The organism is Microbacterium sp. USTB-Y (genome assembly GCF_023703415.1).
Classification (GTDB): Bacteria; Actinomycetota; Actinomycetes; order Actinomycetales; family Microbacteriaceae; genus Microbacterium.
The window spans coordinates 367,661-391,476 of sequence record NZ_JAGMTU010000002.1; the positions used below are offsets into that span (position 1 = coordinate 367,661).

Here is a 23,816-nt window from a genome sequence, read left to right on the forward strand (position 1 = left end):
CGCTTTAGCGACGACGTGTGGCTGGTAGGACCAGCGGTCTTGCAGCGAAGCGGTCGTTCTCAGAGCCTCCACTTTGCGAACTTCCCCGCGGAGCATCGAGCAGACGCGAAGCTGCTTTGCTATGCGGGTTTGTCTGGGGAGATCCCTGAGGACGAGGATCGGCCGATGGTCGCGACAGTCCTTTCTATGCAAGTGCGTATCCGCCATCTCTTCGTCTGGATGAGCAAGTACCGGCCAGGTGCGGCGATTGCAGATCTGCGCCCCGCTGATCTGGACGCGTATCAGACCTACCTTGCAACCACCGTCCGATCAGCATGGCAACGATATGCACTTCGTACCGCCGTCGCATTTCTGTGGCGATATCGAACGACCCTCGGAGCACGAGCGCTGAGCTTCGATCCACGCCTTACTGAGTACTGGTCAGCGGAGCCCTATCCCGGTAAGCGCACAGAGAATGCGACCTCACGTATTCCGGAGGCTGTTCATGCGCCACTGCTTGTCTGGTCGATCCGGTTCGTTGATGACTTCGCTGATGACATCCTCAATGGAATCGACCTTTGGCGAGTGCGCAGGAGCCAGGGAACCGCCGGTGACGGACGCCCGGGGCTCACATGGGGGCAAGCTCCGGCACTTATCCGTGATTACCTGTCGCGTGCTCGCGTCGCCGGCAGACCGCTGCCAGGCAAAGACGGCCGCGTGAACCTCTCCGCCATCGGGCGAGCGGTGGGGTGCGCTCCCCTCGCGCTTGAGCCTTATCGGGCCGAACTCGCCGAGTTGGCGGTCGAACTCGGCGTATCCGAGTACGCCGACCTCAACCAAACGATCTCTGGACGACTTGATGGCGAACCCTGGATCGAAGGCTTCCGCACAAACCCAGTCGAGCGCGATTCTCTCTCGACTATGTCGCTCCTTCTCCAAACGGCGTGCTACATCGTCATCGCTTTCCTCTCGGGAATGCGCGACAGCGAGATCAAACACCTTCGAACCGGTGCGTCGAAGATCGTCGCGGATTCTCAGGGCACCCCCATCCGCTGGGTAGTCCACAGCCTGGCCTTCAAAGGAGAAGAAGAAGCGGCAGGCGTGCCCGCCACATGGGTTGTCGGTGCGCCGGCGGCGCGCGCAATCGCAGTTCTTGAACGGCTTGCGTTGGTCTCGGGGGCATCGAGTCCATGGCTCTTCGCCCCGTTGCTGACGGGGCCTGGACGGGGTTCGGGTGCCCGCAACACCAATGAGGCTCTCACGGTTGGCGGCACGATCCACGCGCTCAACCGGTTCCGGGACTGGATCACCCGTTACTGCGAGGAACGCGGTCGAAGCGACGGCATACCCGATCACAACGGCCAGCCTTGGCGACTGACGACGCGACAATTTCGTCGCACGCTAGCTTGGTACATTGCCCGCAGGCCGGGCGGTGCGATCGCAGGCGCCATCGCCTACCGACACCACAGCATCCAAATGTTCGAAGGATACGCGGGCACAAGCGACTCTGGATTCAGAGCCGAAGTAGAGGCCGAGGCGGCACTTGCTCGCGGTCAGCACCTATTGGAGATGACGGAACGCAACGAGCACCTTCGCCTTGGCGGGCCAGCCGCTGGCGAAGCCTACGCTCGATTGACGGAGTTCAGCTCGAACGGAGCCTTCGCCGGAACGGTGCAGACCGATCCGCGGCGCTTCCTCCGGCTTCTCAAGGCGCGGGGGCCCGAGGTGTATCCCGGTCGCTACGTGACATGCACGTTTGATGCGTCGAAGGCTCAATGTCACAACTCAGCTTCGGGTCCCGACATCCAGACGTGTCAGCCGATGACGTGCCGCAACGTCGCTCTCACAGCCGACAATCGCGACGCGTGGCAGGCCGAGGTGGCGCTCATCGATGCAGACCTTGCCCAACGACCAGAGCTCCCACCTGTCCTCGCCGACCGGCTGCGGCAGAGGCGAGCTCGTATCCTCGAGCTGGTGAATGGAGAGTCCAATGTCTCGCCGGATTGAGCTGCCCACGAGGCAACAAGTTGAGGCAACGGTGCGTGAGTTGTCCGCCACGGGATCAGCGCCAGTTCTCACGGCAAAGGAGCTTGCGCGGCATCTGGGTCTCACCAACGGGACGTTCTGGCGTCACTTCCCCGACATCGCGCAGTCGGTCGCGGATGGTCGCCGCCGGCTACTGCGCGATGAAACGAAACCGGCGCTACCCCCCACTCCCCAGAAGGTGGTTCCCGAGAGGCAATTGCGGCTTCAGATCGAAGAACTCAAGCGTCAAATTTCGGTAGCTGCGGCGCAGATCCAAAGACTCACGTTGGAGAACGAGGCGCTCCGTCGCCAGTTGGAAGCCGAGAACACGATCATTCGGATTCGCGATCAATGACGGACTTGGCCCCCGCGACCAACTCGCGAGTCCTCATGGTCGTCGACATCGACGGAACCATCGCACCGATCCTGCAGGAGCATGAGCAGGTGCGTTGGTTGATCGAAGGACCGCTTCAGGGAATACTGGACGGCCAGTACGTGGCCTGGTGTGGAGCACCCCGCAGCGGATCGCGAATGCAGTCGCTTATGTCCTTCGCCGTAAGACGGAACCCTGCCGCAATCGTTTGGGCGGACGACCGCGCCCCGGCCAACGCGCAGCGCCGCACACGCGTCATCACGGGTCAACCAGCACTGGTGGTGCGACCCGACAAGTTCACTGGCCTGACCCTGGACCACGCGGACCGCATCAAGCACTTTGTGGAGGGGGCTCGCACGTTGAGCATTCCCGGGCTGTCAGGCCGCGCCGCCGCGCTTGGTGCTCGCATGGACCTCGCATAGCGTCCAGACCCACATCCCGATTGTGTAGGTGCGGGCGGGAGCCGCGCATTCTTCGCAGGTTCTCGTACTCTCCCATTCCGCCGCCATGATCGCGTCGCGAAAGGCATCGTCGTAGTGGTACGGGTAATCAGAAGGCTGCGCGTAGAAGCTCAACGACCCGAACTTCGACTTCACCTGGTGGATGAGGTATCCCGGCGCGATCGCCGCCAAGCGTCGGTCCAACTGGACCAGAAGTGGGTACCAACCCGGCCCGACATCAACAGTCGGTGACCAGCCGGGTGCGATCCTCGCGATGAGGCCGCGTATCTCCTCAGGCTCCTGCGTCGTCATCGAATACTTCTCCTTCTCCGGAAGCGATTTAGGTGTCAAGTTCGGCGAGCGGCGTATCGAGCAGCCGTGCGTACGACTCCATGAGTCGCGTATCAATTGCCGGGCGCGGAATCGTCTCTCGCAGTCGGGACAGCTGGCGAGTCCGCGACAGCTCTCGGAACGCTCTCCCCACGCGGAGGCTGCGAGTAACGTCACGGTCCCAATTGATCATGCTTCGGCGGCGCCAATCGATCGCGACGTGACCTCGGAAGCCCGATATCGCTCGACGGCGTTCGACGAACTCGAGACCGTCCGGGAAAGGTCCCGGCATTCCGGCAGTGTCAGGAAGCAGGTAGGTGAAGAGCTCCGCGAACGTCGGTCCGCGCCCAGTCCGACGGCGGACCTGTGCAACAAAGATCCCTGCCCCAAGCGCCCAGGGGGCGGCCGTATCGGCGCCGGTGAAGTCCTCGAAGACGTAGACCCATTCGGCGGGAGGGGGTACCGAGATTCCTCTCCACCAGATCGGGTGAGGGTTGCGTTCCACAGGCGTCGTCACAATCACGGTCGCACGCATGAGCCAGTCCCGAGCTGCGACCGACATGCATCAGGCGGGCAGCACACGTGCAGGAGACAGCAGACAGTGTCCGCGAAGGTGACGATTGTTTCGTATGGCCTCCGAAATTATGCCATATACGTAAGGCCATACGGGTGTGCACGGTTCCCCACGCTGGGTTGGTGCCCTTCCGAAACGACGAGACCGAGCTGCAGTGGCGGGCGTACTCGCAGCGTCTCGCTACTTCGCTGCGCTCGGCGCGCGAGCGGGCTGGGTTGAGCCAGGAGGACGTCGCCTACCGCTCAGGTCTCACGCGGTACACCTATCAAAAGTACGAGAAGGGCGAGTCTCGTCCTGGTACGCCGTCCAATCCGACGCTGCGTACGATCCTCGCTATTTCGCAGGTTCTCGGCACACCTTTGTCATCGCTCATCCCGGATGACGCCCCTGATCTTCGCACGCGTTGACCGAGGGACAATCGCGGTGCTCGGTATCGCCTCGACTTGTTGCGGAAACGCTCACGAACGATCGGAGCAGTGTTGTCCGGAACTTTCGACGAGATCGATACTGACGGCCTGCCGCGCGGCAAGGGACTGCCCCTCCTGCGGATAACCTCTCGAACCGGGACACACCGATGAAAACGCTCTCAATAACGGTGTTCTGCCCCGCGCGTCGCCACGTGGTCTTCACGCACGCAACCGCCTGCGAGCGACTCGACCTGCTCGGCGACGAAGTCTGCCACAGGATCGGCTTCTTTAGGACCGACCTAGTGAGCCCAGCCGCGACCGAAGATGCGCTTAGCCCGCCAACTTCGTCCGCTCCACCCGTAGTCGGCTCCGCATGCACCCACCGTGCGAGGGATCAGGCAGGCACGTTCTAAGGATCCGGGGGCTCGAAGAGGTTCCCTGATGAGGGTGCGAGAAAGGTCCTTGCCGGCGTGACCACCACCGGAATGATGTGCGAGTCAGGATAATCAGCGCGCCTTGAGTCCACGTCCCACTGATCCAGCGGGACGGGAACCAGCTGCGGGAGTACGCCGCTATCCCAGAGTTCCTGAAGGTCACCCCCGTCGTTAAGCACGGTAAGAAGCTCAACTTTCGCCTTTTCGATCTCATGAAGCAGCAGGTCTTTCACAACGAGAGTGAGCTCATGAAATTGCTGGATCGCCTCCAAGGAAAAGGAGACATGCGCGGTGATCGCTAAGGCCTGCGACGCACGTGTGGCTCCCGCCGACTCGTCGCGCTCGAGATTCGCTACAGCGTAGGACGGTGTGAGCGTGCTCTCGGAATGGGCGACGGTGCGGTTACGTAGCCGCTTGAGTGCGTAATGTTCGTCCGCGTGCGAATCGGGCACGTCAATGATCGTCTCAAGATTCGGCCGGACGTTTGATGATGTGAAGCACCGCCCGTACGAAACCGTCGCGTCGGAGACGAGCGGCCGAACAAGATTCTGCTCCCACGTCTCTTCGGACTCGATCAGGTGGAGCGCGATCGTGAACCCGTTCAGCGCTTCGGCGAGATCCGCGTTGAAGCCTGCGAGCTGCGCGAGCCGGATCGCAGCCGGAGAGCTGGGTGCGATGACCTGCTTCATCTCGGACATGAACCAACGCTAGCTGAACGCTTGTCCGCGAAGCGTTCGGGTCGCGTACTGCCGGAGGAGACTGACGCCGTAGTGGGCCGTGTCGGGTTGAGTATGGCTGATCGCGTTGATTGTGCGATCCAGCGCGGCCCGAGCTGGCGCCTGGTCAAGAGCTTGGAGAATTCCGACCGATGCGCCGGCGCCGCCACCAATGGTGTCGTTGAGTCGTTCCACTAGGACGAGTGCTTCAGGGATGTCGCCAGCGAATCGCACCAGCTGGCGGGCAAGCATCTGCGCGCGCGCTCGAGGAGTTTGCTCGGATGGCTTGACGTACTTCCTCCCTTCGGTCAGCGTGGTTCGAGCCTGTTTCGCGACTGGGCTCATGCCGTCCTTCCGGTCGCTGAGGTACTTGGTCGCGAGATTCGACAGGTTCTTGCGGCTGAGTTCGTGGAGCGCCTCAAGTGCGATCGCAGCTTCGCGGCCAGATTGCGTCAAAGCAAGACTCACCAGGTCGGATAGGGCGCGTGGGAGCTCTGGCGCGGTTTCAGCGAACTGCGTCATGGCGCTACCCAGGAGAGCTCGCCTGACGTTGGGGAACTCCACGCCGAGATTGTCGAGGTATAGGTCGGCGGCCAACGACGCTCCAAGAGTTGTCACCAAACTCTCTGCCACGGCCATGTCGTATTCCGTCGCGATCTTGACTAACTCGTCGGTGAGGTGCTCCCTCCTCTTGACGAGTCTGCCCGCCGCGAGGAGCCAGGCGTTCCGCCAGTGGCTGGAAGGGGCAAGGTGTCGGAGGTTCGCGAGGATCGTATCGTCAGCCCCATCAGTCAAGGCGCGGGCAGCCATGTACTCCTGAAGGGACCGAACTTCGAACTCGAACTTGGCAGGGCGCCGAGAGACGAGCATTACAACCCGCTCCGTAGATAGCCGGAGGAGCTTGTCCGCGATCGTGTCTGATTCTGCCTCATCAAATCCCGCGGCCTTCAGTCGACGGCGGAGAATCCGGCCGATCTCTGTCTTTGTCAGGACCGCATCTGACTTTCCGGGCTGCTCGGTACGCGCCTGCAGCTTGACGCCGGCTTGTTCGTGTAGGTGGTCGATGTGCTGCCGATGGGTTCTCAATTCGACGAATGCTTCGCTTTTCGAAAGCTCACGTTCATAGACAACCCTGTAGTAGCGGTCGAAAAGCTCGTATCGATCGGAGGGGAGGTCGACGGCATCTTCGGCGAGAGCGGTCATGATCGTCACCTGAAGCGGCGTGGTCATGAGCCTCTGAGTGACGCGTTCGTGCACTGCCGTGATGAGACGTTCAGTAACTTGTGTCGCCAGATCTGGATCTTCGGCGGTCCGGACGGCCGTCAGCGCCTCAGAGTAATTCAGCGCCTCATCCTCGGTGAGCTCAAGAAGCTCAAGCTGCTGGCAAGGTAGTGCATCGCCGAACTCGCCACGATAGCCCTGCGGACGCGTCGTGGCGACAACGAGGACATCGGCTCGTTGCGCGCTGAGCTCGCTCACGAGAGCGCTGATTGCGTCGATGAGCTTGGCTCTCACTTTGGCGTCCGGGACCTCATCGAGACCGTCGAGGACAAGGCATGATGGCCAATTCCGCAACCAATCCAGCAGCGCAGCGGCATCTGCCGATTTCCCTTCGACAACGATCGAGTCGGCGATGTATCTCAGCAACGAGAACGAGCCCTCGTCGCGCGCTATCGAAGTCCCCACCTTCGCGAGTTCCACAACGATCGGCCATCGGCGGCGGCCCGGGACAGGAATCGCCGCAGTCTCAAGGCGGTCCCGAAGACCGTCGAATGCGTGCTTCGCGTTGGCCCCATATCGAGTGATGTCAGTGTCTCTGAGGAATGCGACCCGATACGCGTGGGCAATTACCTGAGCGATCGTACTCTTCCCTTGCCCCGGCCCCCCGACCAGGACGACGCCTCGCGGGCCTGCGCCTTCTTCGCTCGACAGGATGCGTTCGCCGATCTCGATCGTTGTGCGCGCTGCCATCAACCGACCTGCTGACAAGCCTATGGGAGGGTCCTTCAACGTGCAGGGCAGATCGATTGCGATGTCAGCCAGCCGCACCTTAGAGGCATCGCTGTAGCCGGCATCTCCCGTACGCACCCACTGTCGGGTAATCAGCTCTGCGACGGCGTGCCCCGCCAACCGCTCGGCTTCCAAAGCTGTCGTCTCTGACAGAAGCGCCTCAAGCTGCACAAGGAAGTCGCCGGTCACGATCAACTCGAGGTACCGCTGACGAACGGCGGAGTGTTGGTCAAGCATCGTGCGGATCTCGCTGTAGTCCCAGACGAACCAGCCCTTTAATCCAAGGTCAGCTGCCGCGTTATTGAGCAGGAGTTCGAACTGGTCCTTGCCGCCTGTGTCCTCGACGCCCGACAGCGAGACGTTGGTAGCGAAAAGCAGATACTCCGGACCCCGCTTCCCGATTCGCTTCTTGCCTGCCCACCCCCGCAGCTCGCTCCGGACTTCATCGATGAACCACTTCCAGTCGGCTGTCGTGGTCGTCGGCTTCTCATGGTGCTTTATCTGGATGACACCGTAACCGTTCCACGTGCTCGAGCTGCCAATAGGGAACTGGACTGGCCCATCGAAGGTCGCGTCTCGCTGTCCATCGGGTCCTGATCCAAACGTCCGGACACCGTTGCCCAGCTCCGCCTTAGCTAGGGCTTGGACCATGTGTTCGAATTGTTGCCAGCCCATACGGTTCAGGTCGTAGTGGCCCATAGAGTCTCTTCCTCATGGATGTGCGACAGGAATACGTGCTTGGTCACGCCCTCACCGTACCGATGACCGCCGGACTTGTGTGTCCGCACTGGGGGTGGTGTTGTGAAACTGCGAGAGCGCCTGGGACGACGGCGCGATGCGTCTGGGTTAGCATCCGATCGACGCCCCCACTGGACACGGCGTCTAGCTTTGTCGCGCAGAATGCGAGCGGCCTATCCCACGGGGACCACGATCTCGGGGCCTCCCGCTTGGCCTGCTGGGGGCTCTTCTGGGCCGAGCAGATTCGGCCCGGATCGCGTCCCTTGGCCGACGGTGGCACATCATCCGTTGATTCGGCGCGATGCGCTGTGGTCATGCTCGCGGATCGCGTTTAGGTAGGCTGCTCTCGCGTTGTCGATACTCGAACGGTCATATGGCGTGTGTCCCGGCAGATCGGAGTCTCGACGTATGCGCGGCGCGCGCCATGCTGCTGACATGGCGGCGCCGGCGACCTTCCTGGTCGTCCGAACTAGTTGCTGGTACGCCTCTGCTATCTGATGGTTCGCCGAGATTTCGAGTAGGGCGCATGACATCGCGAGACGCGATTGGATTTCGCTGATCTGTGCGCTCACCGTTGCGCGCGCGTCTTTGCCGCTTCTCCGCCGGACGATGAACGGAGCTTCCGCGTAGTCTTCGACGGCTCTGAGGGCTTCGCTGTACATGACGGCTCGCTTGTCGGCGCGTGATTGCCGCTGCTGCCACGCATAGCCGCCGACGGCCACCAGCGCGGCCAGGAGAGCGGCGACGATCGTTGCGCCGGCTTCGCTGCCCCAGAAGCACCAGTCGAGGATCCCGCACACCTTCACGCGGCCTCCTCCGGAATTCCGTGTGGAGCTTGTTCGACCGGCCAGACTTGGTCGTTTGAACGCCAGTAGTCTTCGGCGAAGAGATGACGCGCGGTGATGTTCAAGAGCTCGTCGAGGCCGTCGTCGGCGACCCAACGCCGATCACGCGGGTCCCTCGGGTAGTACAGACACAGGCTGTCATCGGGCATTCGATGAGGCGAGGCTGCGCCGACGTCCGCGAAGACTCGCGGGTAGTCCATCGGATGCAGCCCGTAGAGCTCGTATGAGGGATTGCGGTGGAACTCGACTCGAACGCTGACCGGATCTCGGGCGATCACATCGATGGCGTCGAACTCGTAGACCAGCGAGTCCCTGCCTTCGGTCCGCGACATAGTTGCGCCGTACCGTCGGCGTGCACGGGACTCAAGCGGAAGAAGCCAGGCGGGAGAGCTGCCCCACCACGGCCTGAAGATGAACCGCGGATCTGCGTGCACCACCCGATACGTCTCGAGGCACGTCACCGGGCTCCCCAGGAACGCACGGGTGTGGCGGCGGCCGTCGTTGCAAGCGTCGTGGCACTGGCCGCGGTGACGAGCGCTGGCGCACCAAATCGAGTGGACGGCTTCCCAGGAGGATTGGCGTGGAAGCGGGCACCTTCACGAAGCAGCTCGGTGTGAGAGGGAGGAGCGAGCATCTCAGGATCGTTGAACAGGTCGGCAAGCTCCTTCTGAGCAAGGATCGGAAATCCTGCCAGGTCGTAGGCGATTGCCTTCTCGAGCTTGTCAGCAGCCTTCTCGAGGCGTTGAATGGCCTCGGTTCGAGGCACATTCAAGCTGATCGGCTTGTCGCTCACGCCTGCGGGGTCCTCGGTCTCACCGAGCTTGAGTGCGGCGATCGAGTGATCAAACCAGCGACGCATCGACGAGATCAGCGGCGACTCTGTCATCACGCTGCCGAGCGCGAGCGCCTTAATGTTCCAGGTGCAGAGGGGCGCTCCGTTCTTCCTGTTCCAGTGCTTCAGCAGTCGCACCGTCCTGGCGAACGTTGTCTTGGTCCTCGTGTTCGCCTCTGTGATCATTCGCGTGTGCGCTTCGGGATGCGAGCGATCCCAGGAGGTGTAGTTCGGGATGAACAGACCCGGCGCGCTTGGGTTGTCGATGGCCGTGATCACGTCGGCGGTGAAGTCCGGCAGACCTGCACGGATCGGATCACGGAATCTGACGAGGATCGACCGTTTCCTGTCGCGGAACTCGATACGGAGGCCCTCATACGCATCACTCAGACGGTCACGGATCGCGCCCGCTGCACGCTCCTGCAGTTCCAACGGGCCTTTGCGCCCGGGACCATAGCGTCCGTCCGTGTTCGGAATGACAATTCCGAGATCGACGTCCGTGAGGGGTGTGAGCGCGTCTCCGTGGGCGATGCTCCCGTTGAAGTACGTTCGGGCGCCGGGGAATTCTGCCAGCAGAGCGCTCGCGATCGCGGAGCGCCGTTTCCTGGCCTCGTCGAGTTCCTCGTCGGTCACTTGGATTCTCTGCCGAGCGTCCTGAACAACCTTCTCGATCGTCGGATATGCGACCATGCCTGACCACCTTCTGTCGAACTTTCTCAGGAGCGTCCCGAGAAAGAAGGCAGGTGACGATCAGCGTCTAGGTTGGCTTGATCGTGCGCGACTTTGCGCCTAGGGTCGAACTGTCCTTCCACAGACATTCGGCCCCGACCTGCTCAAGCCCCGGCTCTGCAAGTCGGGGCTTCTGTGTGTAGTTGTGTGCTCCCCCATTCTACGTTCGGGGTCCGACATTGGCGGGTGGTCGATGCCAAGCAGGCCCTGCAGCCTCGGGTCTTCAGTCGATGCCGGCGACATCGACGAGCCGCCCGCGAACCCAGGATCCGTGCGGGTCCGCGGATCTCGAGTTGCGGCGCGTGACAGCGATCGTCGCGGGCTCTGTTCTGGGATCGGATCGATCGAGTCCCCGGAAGCGAGGCCCGTTCAGGCGCTGGCGCCTATTCCGTTGCCCGTGAGGAGCGGGTCCTCGACCGGAACAGCCAGAACGCCCCAGCGATGAGCGCGCCAAGGAGGACAACACCTCCGAGTATCCCGAGCACGGCGAATGCTTCTCCGTTAGGGTCGGCGGGCTTTTCCGGAGCGGGAGTGTGAGCTGCCTCCGAGGGGCTCGGAGAGGCCTGCTGCGTCGCGGGCTGGCCCGCGGTGGCGGACGGGGCCGTTGACGGGCTCGGGGCTCCGGGTTGGATGCGGGTGCCGTTGTTGCGGCATGCGGGCTGGTCCCATCCGGGTGCGGGTTTGGTTGCGGCGTCTGGCTGGTATTGGAACTGGTATGACTCTGAGATCGGGTGGCCGTCGCTGGAGACCGCGTTCCAGACGATTGTGTAGGTTCCTGCTGGTCCCAGCGCGACGGGAGTGGTGAGGACGTTGAGGTCGATGGTGGAGCAGCTGCTTTCGTAGTAGAGCCCGTCGGGTCCTTGGACTTGGGCGAAGCTGCTTTGGCTGAAGTCGATGAGATCACCGCTGAAGGTGAGCTCGACGTTTTCCAGGCTGGTGACGGTCGAGTCGGGTTCGGGGTTTGACTGCAGAAGGTTGTCGTGCGCTGCTGCAGGTGATGCCGTCAGGAGGGCTGCCGATGCGGCGGCGATCAGCGCGATGAGCGCGGTTCTGGCGGTTCGTGTCCGGCGTGTCATGCGTGTGTCTTTCGGGTTGAGGGTGCGGGTCTTAGTGGTTGGGGTGAGGCGGATCGCTTGCAGGGTGCCGTGCTCGGCCGAGTCTGTGGCGGTTGGCCGTCAGGAGTGTGGCCCCCAGGGAGACGGCGGCGGCGAGGGCGATCACGCCGGCGATGCGCTGATCGGTCATCGGTGTGACACCCCATTGGCGTCCCATCGCGCCGAACCAGTCCGCCAGCATGAGGCCGTGATCTGTGAGGGCCCACGCCCCGATGCCGACCACCGCAACCAGAGCGGCAGCGTACGGCAACATCCAGAGCCGCCGCTCGCCGCGATGAAGCGCTGTGCTCGTGGCGGAGCGGAGCAGGATGGCGCCGGCGAGGATGGTGATCACGATGCGCGTCTGGTGTCCGAGTGGGTCGGACAACGCCCATCGAAGTCCCGGCCCGGTCGACGTGGCGACGGTGACCAGAACGAACACCGCCCCGGCGACGAGTGGGTGTGAGAGCGCTTTGACGGGCCGTGAGCCGCCGATTCGGATCAACCATTCGCGGGCGCCGTCGCTCCCGTCTGTGCGGATCGGGAGAGCATCCACCGCCAGGCGGTAGGGGGCTGCGGTGACGAGCAGCGCCGGAACCAGTGTGAGGAGCAGAGCGCGTCCCAGCATGTCGATGCTGTGCAGGTAGTCACCGTAGGCAGCGATGGGGCCACTGGTGACCCAGACGAGCAGCAACATCCCCGCGACCCAGGAACAGGTGCGCAGTCGCGGCCAGGCCTCACCGCGGCGTCGAAGGCGCCGGGCCGCCCCGACGTATCCGAAGATCGCGAAGGCCGCGATGACAAGCCACAGGACGTCCAGGTCCCACTCGGTGAGCCAGGCCATCGGGGTGAGCGGGGGCGGCACGGGCGCTTCGGTGAGAATCTCCGCAGCGGTCTGGAGAGGCGCCGCGGTGGTGTCGGCGGGCGAGGGTGTTCGCGCGAGTGCCGCGGCGGCACCGCTGGCGATCCCCATGACGGCGAGCTCGACGGCAATGAACGTCCAAAAGACGCCCCCGCCCGTTGCGCTTCTGCTGATGAATCGCCGGCGGTACATCGCACCGAACGCGCCGAGGATGAGGAGGGCCGCGACTTTTAGGGCGAGGACCGTTCCGTAGGGGCTGATCAGGTCGCCCGGTTTACTGACTGATGCGATCGTGCGGGCGACACCGGATATGACGACGATGCAGAACGCGATCAACGCGAAGCTCGAGTATCGTTCCACGATCACCGGCAACCTGCGGGCGGGCAGCGTCGGCCGGATGATCACCAACGCGACGAGCCCGCCCAGCCAGACGGCGGCACCGAGAGTGTGGAGCACCAGCGCCATGACGGCAGCGTCGTGGTTGGCGAGGCTTCCCGAGTGTCCTTGTGTTGCCATCGGAATGGCCGCGGCGACCGAAAGCGCCCATGTGGACAGGGCCACCCGGGGGCCCCTTGCGGCGAAGGTCACGATCGTGATGGTCGCCGCGGCGAGGGTGGTGATGAGCCACACGCGGCCCAGTTCCGTGTCGATGAGGAACCGTCCCAGCTGTTGACCGAACTCTGTCCCGAGGGACAGTTTCGGGTTGAAGGACGACAGGAAGGTCAGGAAGCCTGTCGCCCCGCTGGCCACCGTGAACACGGCGGCACTGGCTGAGGCTGTGTCGAGTGCCCTGGCCGACTCCGCGTCGCGGCTGCGCAGCAGGAAGGCGGCCAGGGTCAGTGCACCGATCATGACGGACAGGGAGAGGTTGGCGACCAGCTTGGCCGCCGGGAGCCCCCACCGTACGAGCGCGCCGGGATCGTTTACCAGGCGTGGGGCTGCTCCCCCGCCGATAGCGAGCCCGAGGATCATGGTGAACAGCGCAGCGGTGACGAGTATGACGGGGCCGGCTGCTCGGAGCGTCGATGACTTCATTGCGATTTCTGCCCATCTGCGGGAGACGGCGTTGGCGTGGGCGTCGCACATCCCGTGGTGGTTGCCGGGAGTTGCTGCAGGGTGGAAGCGAGTGCGGCAGCGACCTTGTCTGCCGAGAGGATCCGGGTATCGACGATGGCTTCCGCTGCGGGCGTGCGGCCGCTCGTGGTGAGGCGCAGCTGGGGGCTGTTCGTCGCGTCGACGGTCCAGTCGACGCCCTTGATGGTGAGGCATTGCAGGGTGGTCTGCGAGGGGGCTTCGACTCCGCATCGGAGGATGGCCGCCTTGTTGCCCCAGGAGGCTGTGGCCTGCGCGTCAGTCCATTGCCGTTTCAGGCCTTCGATCGTGTCGGGAAGGCGCACGGACACGTTCGCGCATCGGGGATCGTTGGCCGCCGGGGCAGGGTCCAACGCGATCGTGGTCGTGCAGCCCGTCACCATCGCTGCGGCGAGCATCAGCATGAGGACTCCTGCTGCGGTCCGCCTCCGTACGGGGTGCTGTGTTGTTGTGGGTGAAGCTTCGGGGCGAATGTTGGAACCTCCGGGCAAGGTTGGCGGTGGGGCGGGGCGGATGTCGCGCGCGCCCGCGGCGGGTGGGTCTGGTAGGTGTTCAGCTGGCATGGCCCTCGACCGGTGATCGGCCTTCCGGTGCCGCCGGTGCATCGGCGGGATCCCGCGGACGTCGTCGCCGATGGATGATCCCGAGGCTGAGCATCGCGCCCACGGATAGGAGCGGGAATAGCCCGGTGCTCCGCGGGCCGATGACCGAGGCGGGGGTTCGCCCGGTGCGCAGCGGGAGCGTGGTGACCGTGCCTGCGGCGGTGTCGACGGGGAGAGTATCGATGACGGTGCCGTCTGGGGAAAGGGCTTGGCTCGTTCCGACCGTGGAGATGTTGACGACCGCGCGCCCCGTTTCGATGGCCCGCATCTTGGCGAACGCCAGTTGCTGGAGGTTCTCGCTGCTGCCGCGGAAGTCCGCGTTGTTGGTCTGGAAGACATACAGCTGGGCGCCATGGTCGAACCCGTCCCAGATCACGCGGTCGAAGATGACGTCGAAGCAGATCGCGAGGCCGATGGGCACGCCGCGCAGGTTGACGACCGGCGCATTGCTGCCCGGGGTGTATTCGCGCTGGATGAGTCCGACAAGGTCCGGGACGAGCCGCTCGTAGAACCAGCGGTCTGGCACATACTCCCCGAAAGGCACCGGGTTCACCTTGTCGTGGAGTTGACGGTTCGTGGCGCTCGGGTCCCAGAGGAAGGACGTGTTGAAGGTGCGGCCATCGCGGGTGGTTGCCCCGTTGGCGAGGAGCGGGGCGCCGACCGAGGTCGTGACCTGGGTGAGCGTCGCCGCCGTGTCTGGGGTCGCGAACGCGTCGGAGTCCACGGAGCCTTCTGGCCACACCAGGAGGTCGATGCGGGCACCGCTGATCCGCTCGGAGACGGTCTTCTGCGCGCCGAGCACGTCGCCGGGATTCTTCTGATCGAAATAGCCGGCCGGGCCATTGCCCTGAACCCACCCGACGGTGAACGTGCCGGCATCGGTGGTGGGGAACTGAGGAACGATCAGCATCACGGAGACTGTGATCGCGGCCGGAAGTGCCCCACGGCCGAATCGCCAACCGCCCGCGCGCGCCCATTGCAGCAAACCTGCTGCGACCACAGCGATGAGGAAGGAGAGACCGGTGACCCCGGTCCAGGAGGCGACTTCGCGGAACGGCCCGTCGACCTGCGTCATGCCCAAGCGTGCCCACGGGAACCCGTTGTAGGGCCACGCTCCGATCACGACCTCCCGGCTGACCCAGATTCCTCCGATCAGCAGCGGAACCAGGATCAACTGTGCCGCTGATCGGCGCGTACCCCGGGCCGTCCACCGGTAGGCGAGGACGATCGGCACGGCTCCTGCTGCGGTGAGGAGGGCTTCGAGACCGGACAGTGCGAGACGCGGGATCGGCCCCAGGAACTGGCCGACCCACGCCAGGTGGAGCCCGTAGAACACGGCCCCGAAGACGACGCCGACGAGAAGTGCTGCGCCGACCGATCGTCCGATGAGCGTCGCGAGGGACAGGCCGACTCCGACCAATGCCATCGGCCACCAGCCGGTCGGCTGATAGGCGAGGTTTAGCGCGAGCCCGGCGACTGCGGCAACCGGCAGCGCCAGCCTCAGTCGCATCAACGGGCCCTCCGTCCCTGGCTGTGTGGGCGGGGCGGTCGTATCGGTGGCACGACGGTGCCTGAGCAGCACCATGTCAGCGTCCGTTTCCGTGCAGGTTTCGGAGGTATTCGTTGTAGCTGGCCAGTTCGGTGTCTCCGTGGGCGTCTTTGTACCGGTCGTCCGCCGCGGTCCGGGTCGTGTCATCGCGGAACCAGCGGTGCATGACGTAGAGCAGCATCAGAACCGTCGGCGCCTCCCCGTAGGACCAGGCGAGACCGCCGGCGAGGCGCTGGTCCTCCAACGGGTCAATCCCGAGCGCGGTCGTGGTGGCGGTGAAGTCGACGACGAGCAGGCTGGTCGCCATCATCAGGAACACCCCGAAGAACGCGTGCAGTGCTGCTTCGGCGAACACGTCCAATGCGCGGCCGGGGTGACTGAACTTCGAAGGCAGCGGATCGGACGACAAGACGGGGATCGTGAAGAGGATCCCCGCGACGAGGAAGCCGATCTCCAGCGCAAGATGACCGCCGGGGGTGGCGAGGACGACGTCGGCGAATCCGGCGAGATAGAGCCCGTAGAACGCGGCCAGGTACAGGGGCAGGGTCGCCCAGGGGCTGAGCGCCCATCGTGCCGCGGGGTGCCGAAGTCCCGCATGAGCCGTGCGCAGCATCACGACACCGACCCCATGGTGCGGTGTGGCACGAAGGAGCAGGGTTCCCGGGGATCCGAGGATGAGCAGCGGGGGGACGGTCATCATGAGCGTGAGCTGCTGGAACATGAAGACCGACAGCAGGGCATACCCGTACGCTTCGACACCGAGCCCGGTCGTCGCGGCAAGCGCCAGACAGCCGAGCAGGAAGCACACCGTTCGCCAGAGAGGCCACCGTCGACGCTGACGACGAAGACGAACGACCCCGAGCAGGTACGCGATCGCGAGCACGGCAGCGAGCACCGGCAGGGTCGGAAACGGCCCCTGGGCGGGCAGGAGGAGGTTCGTCAGTGTCGGCGCGTCGTCCGGAATCCAGGGAGTCATCGGTTCTCGCTGCCCGGCCGGTCATCGTGATACTGCCGTGCGTGGTGCTTCGCCAGCGCTGTGACGGCGCCCTGCAGGGTGGGGTCATCGCCTCGGGCGAGCCCGGCGTATTCGACCACGATCCCGTCCGTCACGGGCCGTGCTTTCACCCACAGCCGCCGGCGCGGCAGGAACAGGCCCGCGAACAGTCCGAGGGTCGCGACAATCGCGAATCCCAGTACCCAGCCGCTGCTCGGGTCGTGCTGGATCTGAAGCGACGCGAAACGCTTCACCGGCGCGGCCGACGAGGAGATCTCCCAGGTGACCGTTCCCAGCCCGTCGGGCAGGTCGGCCGAGGTTCCGGGGGTGAGTTTGAGGGCCTGGACGCCGGTCTTCCCGCCTGTTCGTTGGGTGAGACCTGAGGTGTCGAGCGTGTAGACGGAGCGAGGCGTGCCGTCGTCGATCCCGAGATCTCCGCTGTACACGTTCATGGTGAGGACCGGGTTGATCACGTCCGGGTAGATCGAAGTGAACGCGCCGGAAGGGAGGGTGCCCTGCGTGGGGTAGAAAAACCCGACCAATCCGAGTTGTTCCGGCATCCCGTCGACGACTTTGATGACACCGAGCGAGGTCATGTTCGTGTCTTGCGGCAGGAACGGTTGAGAGTCTCGGTAGACGACGTCCCCGCGGGCGTTTCGGACGCTGAGGGTGGGCGCATAGCCGTTGCCGAGCAAGTAGATCCGGTCGCCGGCGATCGTCAGCGGAGCATTCACCCGTACGGACAGGTCCTGCTTCTTGGCCGTATCGTCGCCCCGCACCGTCACATTCGCCGAGAAGTCCCCCGCCTGACCGGCGCCGGGCGCGCCAGGCAACTGGTAGGCGACCTTGAAGTCGTTGAGCCTGAGCGAGTACGAGGTGAGGCCGGCGCCGTCCACGAAACGTCCCGGGTTGAACGAGGAGTAGTCGCTGAGGGCGTTGACGAACGTCGTCCCCTCCACCACCACCCGTTGGCCGGTGTATGCGAAAGATCCGCCGATGGCGACGGAGACGATGATGCCGACCAGCGCGACGTGAAAGACCAGGTTCCCGGTTTCGCGGAGGTATCCACGTTCGGCGGAGACCGAGCTCCACCCGGGCCCGGAGTACAGCTCGACGCGATAGCCGGCCTTGCGAAGAAGACCCTCGGCGAGTGTGATGGCCCGCTCCGTGCTGTCGTTCTCACCTGCGGTGACGGGGAGCGTCGTCTGCATGTGGGCGCTGAGGCGTGACAACCGCGCAGGAGTTCGTGGCGGGCGCGACCGAAGCGCGGTGTAGTGGTGGCGGGCGCGAGGCACGACACAGCCGACCAGCGAGGTGAACAGCAGCAGGTAGATCGCGGAGAACCACGGCGACACGTAGACGTCGAACAGTCCGACGCTGTCGACGAACGCAAACAGGTCCGGGTTGTCCCGTTTCCATTGGGTGACGCCGTTCGGGTCGGCGCTGCGCTGGGGGAACAGGGAGCCAGGTACGGCTGCGACGGCGAGGAAGAGCAGCAGTACCAGTGCGGTTCGCATGCTGGTCAGCTGCCGCCAGGCCCAAATCGGTATCCCCCGCAGGCCAATCTGGGGCTGCGTCACGTCGACGGGGGCGCTGTCCAAGTGGTCGTCCGGCCGGTGCGGGTCGACACCGACTTCGGTGTCAGAGCGGGAGGGGAACACGGATCACCACCTGTTGCAGAGCCGACATCAGGGCCGTCCACACGCCGGTCACCATGAGAAGGCCCAGCAGAATGAGCATGACCCCGCCAGCGAGGTTGACAACGCGGATATGGCGGCGCACGAAGCCCGCGGAGCGGGTCGTCCATCCCCACCCGACGGCGAGCAGCAGGAACGGGATGCCCAGCCCGAGAGAGTACGACAGTCCCAGCAGACCGGCCCGCCACGGATCGCCAAGGTTCCAGGACATGGAGAGAATCGCGGCCAGGGTGGGGCCGATGCAGGGCGTCCAGCCGAGGCCGAGAGCGACACCCAACAGGGGCGCTCCGATGAGCCCGATCTTCTTCGGCAGTCGCGGTCGGATGGTTCGCTGCGCGGTCGCGAACACGCCGACGAAGACGAGGCCGAGCAGGATCACCACGCCGCCGAGAACGCGGACGAGCACGGCCGTGTACTGCTGCAGCAGGAGCCCGATCGTGCCGCCCAGGATCGTCACGGTGATGAACACCGCCGCGAACCCGAGAATGAACAACGCCACGCCCAGCAGAAGCCTGCCTCGTGAGCGCGTGCTGGTTCCCGGTGCGGTGGAGCTTCGGGGCGAAGGGTCGCCGCCGAGGGCACCCACGTATCCGAGGTATCCGGGCACGAGCGGCAGCACGCAGGGCGAGACGAAGGAGACAAGACCGGCGAGAGCCGCGAGCGGCAGTGCGATCCACAAGGCACCGTCGACGATGATCTGACCGGAGTTCACCGCGACTCCGCGAGGGTGTCTTTGACCAGACTGGCGAGTATCGAGGAGCTCGGCAGTTGACCGATGATGCGGGCGGCGACCCGCCCTTGCCGGTCGAGGACGACCGTTGTGGGTGTCGCCTGGATGGGTGTTACCCGGGCGAAGGCGAGCTTGACGGTTCCCTCATCGACGTCCATGACGCTGGGGTATGTGATCCCGTTGTCGCGGGCGAACGACAGCGCGGTGGCGGGCTGGTCGTAGGTGTTGACGCCGAGGAACCCCACGTCCTGCTCTTTGTACTTCTGCCACACCTTCTCCAGCAGCGGCGCTTCGACGATGCACGGACCGCATGCCGCGTACCAGAAGTTGACGACGAGGACTCGTCCCTCAAAGTCGCGGCTGGAAACGGTCTCTCCGCGCTCGGTTCTCCCTTCGAAGGTGACCGGGTCTCCTCGCTCGGCACGGGGAATCTCAACGACCTGGAAGTTGCCCGCGATGTACCCCTTCTCGTTGCCGCCGCGGTACTGCTCCGTCAGCGGCCCATTTGCTGCGCAGCCGGTGAGGGCGAACAGGAGAACTGCTCCGGCAACCGCGGCTGCTCGTCGAATACTCACGGGTGCCTCGTCTTGATCACGGCGCCCGCGGCGAGGAACACCAGTGCGGCGACAGGTTGAGCGATGTCCCAGACGATGCCTGAGAACGGGAACGGCAGCACGGGGTTCCACACCACCGCGATCGCGACGAAGATCAACACCCATGCCCACTGTCGGGCTCGGAATGCGAACCATCCGACGATCAACGCCAGGATCGCCGTCGCGAACAGCGCCACCAACTTCCAGGATCCAGCCGGCAGGATCGGCGAGAGGAACAGCGTCACCGCCGCGATCAGGGACGGGGCAAGCGCGTTGCGTTGGAAAGGTGCCGGGTCACGGGGTTTCATACACGCTGGCCTGAGTTCGGGGACGTGGCACGGTGCTCGAGCGCGGCGCTGACCGCCTGGTTCCTTGATCGGCGTCGTAGCCAGGCGCCGACGCCGATCACCAAGAAGCCGACGCCGAGCGCGATGTCCGCGAGGTTTCCGATGAACCATGTCCCGTAGGCGAGGAAGTCGGTCACATACCCGCGGCCGAACGCGGGGGGCGCGAAGACACGATCGATCAGATTCCCGATCGCTCCACCCAGCAGGAACCCGATGCCGATGGCCTGGGCCCGTGTGCGGGTGCGAAGAGCTGCGACGAACAACAGCACGGTGACTCCTGCGCCGAGCAGGGTGAGAAGACCGGTGACACCCGATCCGAGGGAGAGCAGGGCGCCCGGGTTGAAAGCCAGGGTCAGCCCGAGGAAGTCACCGAGCAGAGGGATCCTCTGTTCAGTGCTCAACCATGTCATCGCGGCTACCTTGGTGGCCTGATCGATGACGGCGACAAGGCCGGTGACGACGCAGACGATGAAGAACCGGCGTGCTTGTCCGTGTGTCATTGCTGTGCCTTCGCTGGTGTGTCCGTGTCGACTTGTTCGGCGCGGTCTCGTTTGCGGCGTTGCCATCCCGCGTACATCACGACGCCGGCTGAGGCCCCGAGAATCGCCCCGAAACCGAGAACGGTGAGCACACCGATCTGCCCCAGGTCCTCCCGCGGCGGGGCCTCCTGGTAGGGGACGTCGTCTGGTTCAGGAGAGGGGGTCGGTGATTCGTCCGCCGCGGGAACGGTGTTCGTTGCCGCAGTGACGTCGTAGGTGAACGAGTCGGTGACGGTCTTGCCATCGCGCCCCATGATTCGCCAACGCACGGTGAAGGCACCGGTGCTGCTGGTCTTGCGGACGGGTTGGATGACCGTTCGATCCTGGATCCTGGGGTTACCGTCGGCGAGCTCCTGACCTGCCGCATCGGTCACTTCGACGACGATGTTGCTGTCGAGGGCGTGCATGAGTCCGGTGAACGTCAGGGAGATCTCGGCCGGTGCGACGTCGATTGTGGTGCCCGCGGCAGGTGTCGATGATTCCAGCCCGTCTTCCGCGGCTGCGGGAAGGGCGGCCGACATGGCGAGGGCGACGCCGAGCAGCGTCGCCGTCCCGCCGGCAATGACACGTCGAAGCCATTGCCGGCGGGACGAGTGCGCTCGTGGCGACGCGTGACTCTCAGAAATCAAAGAGGTCACCGAATCGCCGCCGCCCGCCATGGTGCCCTTCACGGCTGGCGTGATGACCGTTGCCCCGGTTCTGCCCTCGGTCGTAGGTGGGCATGGGTGGGGCGTAGCCGTTGCTCGCCGGCGGTGCGGGCTCGGTGAAGCCTGTGCTGCGCTCGATGATCTTGTCCAGCTCGCCGCGATCGAGCCAGACCCCGCGGCACTGTGGACAGTAGTCGATCTCGATGCCTGACCGGTCTGCGATAAGCAGGTCGGTGGCGTCAATGGGGCATTTCATGGTGACTCCTTCGTTTTTTCCGGTTGCGCGTCCTGGTCGGTGCCAGTCACGCGTGGCTTACGTGTTCTTCCGGGTGTGAGCGGGGCTCGAGCTGGAACGTCGAATGCTCGACGCTGACGGGGAAGTGTTCCGCGACGCATTCCTGCAAGGAACGCAGCAGATCGGCGGATTGCTGGGCGGTGAGCCCGTCGTCGACGACGACGTGTGCGGTGAGCGTGGGCAGGTCGGTGGAGACCTGGGACGCGTGCAGATCGTGGACCTCCGCGACGTGGTCGAGCTCCTTGAGGTGGCGGCGCACTTCGTCCAGGTCCAGCCCCGGAGGGGTTGCTTCGAGAAGAACGCTCGCTGAGGCGCGCAGCAGGATCAGAGTCCGGGGGATGATGAGCGCGGCGATCAGGATTCCTGCGACCGCGTCCGCCTGGTACCAGCCGAAAACGGCGATGAGGATGGCGCTGATGATCACGGCGACGGAGCCGAGCGCGTCATTGACCACTTCCAGGAACGCGGCCCGCATGTTCAGGTTGTGCTTCCGGCCGCCGAGCAGCACGATCAGCGACGCCACGTTGGCGAGCAGGCCGATGATCCCGAAGAAAAGCAGGCTGCCCGATGCGATCTCGGGCGGTTCGAACAGGCGCCGGATGCCCTCCACGAGAGCGAAGATGCCGACCGCGAGCAGCAGCGACGCCTGGGTCAGGGCGCCAAGGACCTCTGCCCGTCGAAGACCCCAGGTGTGCTTCTGGGATGGCGGACGGTTCATCAAATGCGCCGCTGTGACGGCGAGAGCGAGACCGATGACGTCGGTCAGCATGTGCGCTGCGTCGACGAGCAACGCCAGGCTCCCCGTGATGATCGAGCCGACGACTTCGACCACAAAGAACGAGGCCGTGATCCCGAACGCTATGAGGAGGCGCTTGCGTGGGGTCGTCTCGCCTGCGTCATGGCTGTGTCCTGCACCCATGATGGTTTCCTTTCACCAGGTGGCGGATCGGGCCGGGGTGGCGACGGTTCGCCACCCCGGACGTTGAGGTCAGTTCTTGTTCTTCGTCGCGGAGGCGACGGCGTTCTCCAGGTCGTTCTGCTTCTGCAGCTCCAACCGCTTGCCGTCAAGGAAGAACGTCGGGGTGCTGTTCACGCCGAGGTTCTGGCCGTCGTTGAGGTCCTGCTCCACTCGCGTGATGGTGGCGGGGTCCGCGACGGCCTTGTCATAGGCCGCCATGTCCAAGCCCAGCTCGGTCGCATATCCACGGAACACGTCAGCGCGCGACGTTTTCGCTTCGGCCCAGTCGGGTTGGGTCGCGAAGAGACGGCGATACATGTCCTCGAATCGTCCCTGCTGGGCAGCCGCCTCGGCGGCGACAGCGGCGTTCGTCGAGTTGAGGTGGCCGGGCAGGGGGAAGTAGCGGACGACGTAGGTGATCTTGCCGGCGTAGGTCTTTCGAAGCTCTTCGACGACTGGGTACCAGGCGCCGCACGCCTCGCACTCGAAGTCGAGGAACTCGACCAGCGTGACCGCCCCCTTTCCGCCCTCGTCGAGGACTTGCGAGTTGGGTCTCTGGACTGGGGGCGGCCCGGCCGTGGGATCCGGGGCGGCCTGAGCTGACGGGCGTGTGAGGGCAAAGACCAGCACGATGATCAACAGGACGACGATCACGGCGGCGGTCACGATCGTCGCTTTGACGGACGTTCTCATTCGGGGTACTCCAAACACAGGTACGGCGGCAGAAACCTCGGAGGAAGCTCCGGGGTTCGAGGCATCATCGGCAGAGGATGATGGCCGTACTCAGGTTCGGGAAAGACCCAGCTGTGACAGGGACGGACCGGTCGTGCGCGGGAGAAGGTCGCGCATCATCGACAGACGGAACGGAAGCTCTCGCCGAGGGGCGAGAAGACCGACGAGCGTACGCCGTCGCAGCAGCCCCCTCAGCGCGAGGGCAAGGATGAGGCCGCCCAGCGCCCCCAGAATGCACAATGCCCCGGCGCTGAGGGAGCCGTACTCTCGCTCGGACGCTGCAGGAGCGTCCGAGGACGATTCCGCCGCCGCGGCGTGCGTCATCGCCGAGTTCGGGAGTGCGCTGCTGGTCGCCGTGTTTGAGGGGGCTTGGCCGCCCTCGAGGTGCGATGCTGCGGCGATGCCGGTGACGAGCAGTATCGCCAGGCCGAGGATGCTAATGATTTGCATTATCAGCGCCGCGTGACTCCGCTGCTCGCACTGGGTTCCAGCCGAGAGGGTCACATGCCAGATGATACCCGGTCGTCCCACGAGAACCTGATGAAGGAGCCGATAATCGGACGGGCAGCGGCGCTGAGACCGCCCGTGCGACCTGCGTCGAGCACCCGGCGGCTTCCCGTGAGAGAGCAGCCAGGATCTCGACCATCCAGAAT

25 protein-coding genes are annotated in these 23,816 nt (G+C 64.6%); 4 read left to right on the forward strand and 21 right to left on the reverse strand.

Annotated features, from left to right (window positions below):
* Positions 1 to 165: 165 nt before the first annotated feature.
* The 3 genes from J8G10_RS05445 to J8G10_RS05455 are packed head-to-tail and all read left to right on the forward strand — an operon-like array spanning position 166 to position 2,799.
* Positions 166 to 1,986 carry a hypothetical protein gene (locus J8G10_RS05445; RefSeq protein ID WP_251440433.1) on the forward strand — a complete coding sequence of 607 codons (1,821 nt, stop codon included), beginning with the start codon at positions 166 to 168 and terminating at the stop codon, positions 1,984 to 1,986.
* Positions 1,970 to 2,359, forward strand: a complete 390-nt coding sequence (locus J8G10_RS05450) for a hypothetical protein (RefSeq protein ID WP_251440436.1) — start codon at positions 1,970 to 1,972, stop codon at positions 2,357 to 2,359. The genes J8G10_RS05445 and J8G10_RS05450 overlap by 17 nt, the downstream gene beginning before the upstream one ends.
* A 35-nt stretch (positions 2,360 to 2,394) precedes the next feature.
* Positions 2,395 to 2,799, forward strand: coding sequence for a hypothetical protein (locus tag J8G10_RS05455; RefSeq protein WP_251440438.1), 405 nt, complete (start codon positions 2,395 to 2,397; stop codon positions 2,797 to 2,799).
* Here J8G10_RS05455 and J8G10_RS05460 read toward each other — a convergent pair.
* Positions 2,755 to 3,129: a hypothetical protein gene (locus tag J8G10_RS05460; RefSeq protein ID WP_251440441.1), complete on the reverse strand. Its 375-nt coding sequence runs from the start codon at positions 3,127 to 3,129 to the stop codon at positions 2,755 to 2,757. The two genes, J8G10_RS05455 and J8G10_RS05460, sit on opposite strands and share 45 nt — an antisense overlap.
* A gap of 714 nt (positions 3,130 to 3,843) precedes the next feature.
* Between J8G10_RS05460 and J8G10_RS05465 the strand changes: the two genes are divergently transcribed.
* On the forward strand, positions 3,844 to 4,128 hold the full coding sequence (locus tag J8G10_RS05465; RefSeq protein ID WP_251440444.1) for a helix-turn-helix transcriptional regulator: 285 nt from the start codon (positions 3,844 to 3,846) through the stop codon (positions 4,126 to 4,128).
* A gap of 409 nt (positions 4,129 to 4,537) precedes the next feature.
* Here J8G10_RS05465 and J8G10_RS05470 read toward each other — a convergent pair whose 3' ends face one another.
* From J8G10_RS05470 to J8G10_RS05565, 20 genes are all read right to left on the reverse strand, one after another.
* The gene (locus tag J8G10_RS05470) at positions 4,538 to 5,260 is read right to left on the reverse strand and encodes a hypothetical protein (protein WP_251440447.1); all 723 of its coding nucleotides are present in this window, start codon (positions 5,258 to 5,260) and stop codon (positions 4,538 to 4,540) included.
* Between the two features lie 9 nt (positions 5,261 to 5,269).
* A complete protein-coding gene (locus J8G10_RS05475) occupies positions 5,270 to 7,987 on the reverse strand; it encodes an NACHT domain-containing NTPase (RefSeq protein WP_251440450.1) in 2,718 nt (905 codons plus the stop codon).
* Between the two features lie 320 nt (positions 7,988 to 8,307).
* Positions 8,308 to 8,832, reverse strand: coding sequence for a hypothetical protein (locus J8G10_RS05480; protein WP_251440453.1), 525 nt, complete (start codon positions 8,830 to 8,832; stop codon positions 8,308 to 8,310).
* Positions 8,829 to 9,203 (reverse strand): hypothetical protein, encoded by a 375-nt coding sequence (locus J8G10_RS05485; RefSeq protein WP_251440456.1) that lies wholly within the window; start codon positions 9,201 to 9,203, stop codon positions 8,829 to 8,831. Before J8G10_RS05485 ends, J8G10_RS05480 begins: the two co-directional genes overlap by 4 nt.
* A 125-nt stretch (positions 9,204 to 9,328) precedes the next feature.
* On the reverse strand, positions 9,329 to 10,393 hold the full coding sequence (locus J8G10_RS05490) for a nucleotidyltransferase (protein WP_251440460.1): 1,065 nt from the start codon (positions 10,391 to 10,393) through the stop codon (positions 9,329 to 9,331).
* Between the two features lie 422 nt (positions 10,394 to 10,815).
* Positions 10,816 to 11,508, reverse strand: a complete 693-nt coding sequence (locus J8G10_RS05495) for a copper resistance protein CopC (RefSeq protein ID WP_251440463.1) — start codon at positions 11,506 to 11,508, stop codon at positions 10,816 to 10,818.
* Positions 11,509 to 11,539: 31 nt separating this feature from the next.
* Positions 11,540 to 13,423 (reverse strand): cytochrome c oxidase assembly protein, encoded by a 1,884-nt coding sequence (locus tag J8G10_RS05500; RefSeq protein ID WP_251440465.1) that lies wholly within the window; start codon positions 13,421 to 13,423, stop codon positions 11,540 to 11,542.
* Complete coding sequence (locus J8G10_RS05505) at positions 13,420 to 13,884, reverse strand: DUF3515 family protein (RefSeq protein WP_251440468.1); 465 nt, start codon at positions 13,882 to 13,884, stop codon at positions 13,420 to 13,422. Before J8G10_RS05505 ends, J8G10_RS05500 begins: the two co-directional genes overlap by 4 nt.
* Before the next feature lie 148 nt (positions 13,885 to 14,032).
* Positions 14,033 to 15,667, reverse strand: coding sequence for an apolipoprotein N-acyltransferase (gene lnt, locus J8G10_RS05510; RefSeq protein ID WP_251440470.1), 1,635 nt, complete (start codon positions 15,665 to 15,667; stop codon positions 14,033 to 14,035).
* Between the two features lies 1 nt (position 15,668).
* Positions 15,669 to 16,607 carry a cytochrome c oxidase assembly protein gene (locus J8G10_RS05515; RefSeq protein ID WP_251440473.1) on the reverse strand — a complete coding sequence of 313 codons (939 nt, stop codon included), beginning with the start codon at positions 16,605 to 16,607 and terminating at the stop codon, positions 15,669 to 15,671.
* On the reverse strand, positions 16,604 to 18,286 hold the full coding sequence (locus J8G10_RS05520) for a cytochrome c biogenesis protein ResB (protein WP_251440476.1): 1,683 nt from the start codon (positions 18,284 to 18,286) through the stop codon (positions 16,604 to 16,606). Before J8G10_RS05520 ends, J8G10_RS05515 begins: the two co-directional genes overlap by 4 nt.
* Entirely contained in the window at positions 18,267 to 19,034 is a 768-nt protein-coding gene (locus J8G10_RS05525) for a cytochrome c biogenesis CcdA family protein (RefSeq protein WP_251440479.1), read from the reverse strand. The genes J8G10_RS05520 and J8G10_RS05525 overlap by 20 nt, the downstream gene beginning before the upstream one ends.
* Entirely contained in the window at positions 19,031 to 19,627 is a 597-nt protein-coding gene (locus tag J8G10_RS05530; RefSeq protein ID WP_308220674.1) for a TlpA disulfide reductase family protein, read from the reverse strand. Before J8G10_RS05530 ends, J8G10_RS05525 begins: the two co-directional genes overlap by 4 nt.
* The gene (locus J8G10_RS05535) at positions 19,624 to 19,890 is read right to left on the reverse strand and encodes a DUF6804 family protein (RefSeq protein WP_308220675.1); all 267 of its coding nucleotides are present in this window, start codon (positions 19,888 to 19,890) and stop codon (positions 19,624 to 19,626) included. The genes J8G10_RS05530 and J8G10_RS05535 overlap by 4 nt, the downstream gene beginning before the upstream one ends.
* A gap of 59 nt (positions 19,891 to 19,949) precedes the next feature.
* Positions 19,950 to 20,492 carry a signal peptidase II gene (locus J8G10_RS05540; protein WP_251440485.1) on the reverse strand — a complete coding sequence of 181 codons (543 nt, stop codon included), beginning with the start codon at positions 20,490 to 20,492 and terminating at the stop codon, positions 19,950 to 19,952.
* Complete coding sequence (locus J8G10_RS05545; RefSeq protein ID WP_251440488.1) at positions 20,489 to 21,202, reverse strand: copper resistance CopC family protein; 714 nt, start codon at positions 21,200 to 21,202, stop codon at positions 20,489 to 20,491. The genes J8G10_RS05540 and J8G10_RS05545 overlap by 4 nt, the downstream gene beginning before the upstream one ends.
* Positions 21,150 to 21,434, reverse strand: coding sequence for a zf-TFIIB domain-containing protein (locus tag J8G10_RS05550; RefSeq protein WP_251440490.1), 285 nt, complete (start codon positions 21,432 to 21,434; stop codon positions 21,150 to 21,152). Before J8G10_RS05550 ends, J8G10_RS05545 begins: the two co-directional genes overlap by 53 nt.
* Before the next feature lie 46 nt (positions 21,435 to 21,480).
* A complete protein-coding gene (locus J8G10_RS05555) occupies positions 21,481 to 22,392 on the reverse strand; it encodes a cation diffusion facilitator family transporter (protein WP_251440493.1) in 912 nt (303 codons plus the stop codon).
* Positions 22,393 to 22,461: 69 nt separating this feature from the next.
* Positions 22,462 to 23,124, reverse strand: coding sequence for a thioredoxin domain-containing protein (locus J8G10_RS05560; protein WP_251440517.1), 663 nt, complete (start codon positions 23,122 to 23,124; stop codon positions 22,462 to 22,464).
* Between the two features lie 90 nt (positions 23,125 to 23,214).
* Entirely contained in the window at positions 23,215 to 23,667 is a 453-nt protein-coding gene (locus tag J8G10_RS05565; RefSeq protein WP_251440520.1) for a hypothetical protein, read from the reverse strand.
* Positions 23,668 to 23,816 lie beyond the last annotated feature (149 nt).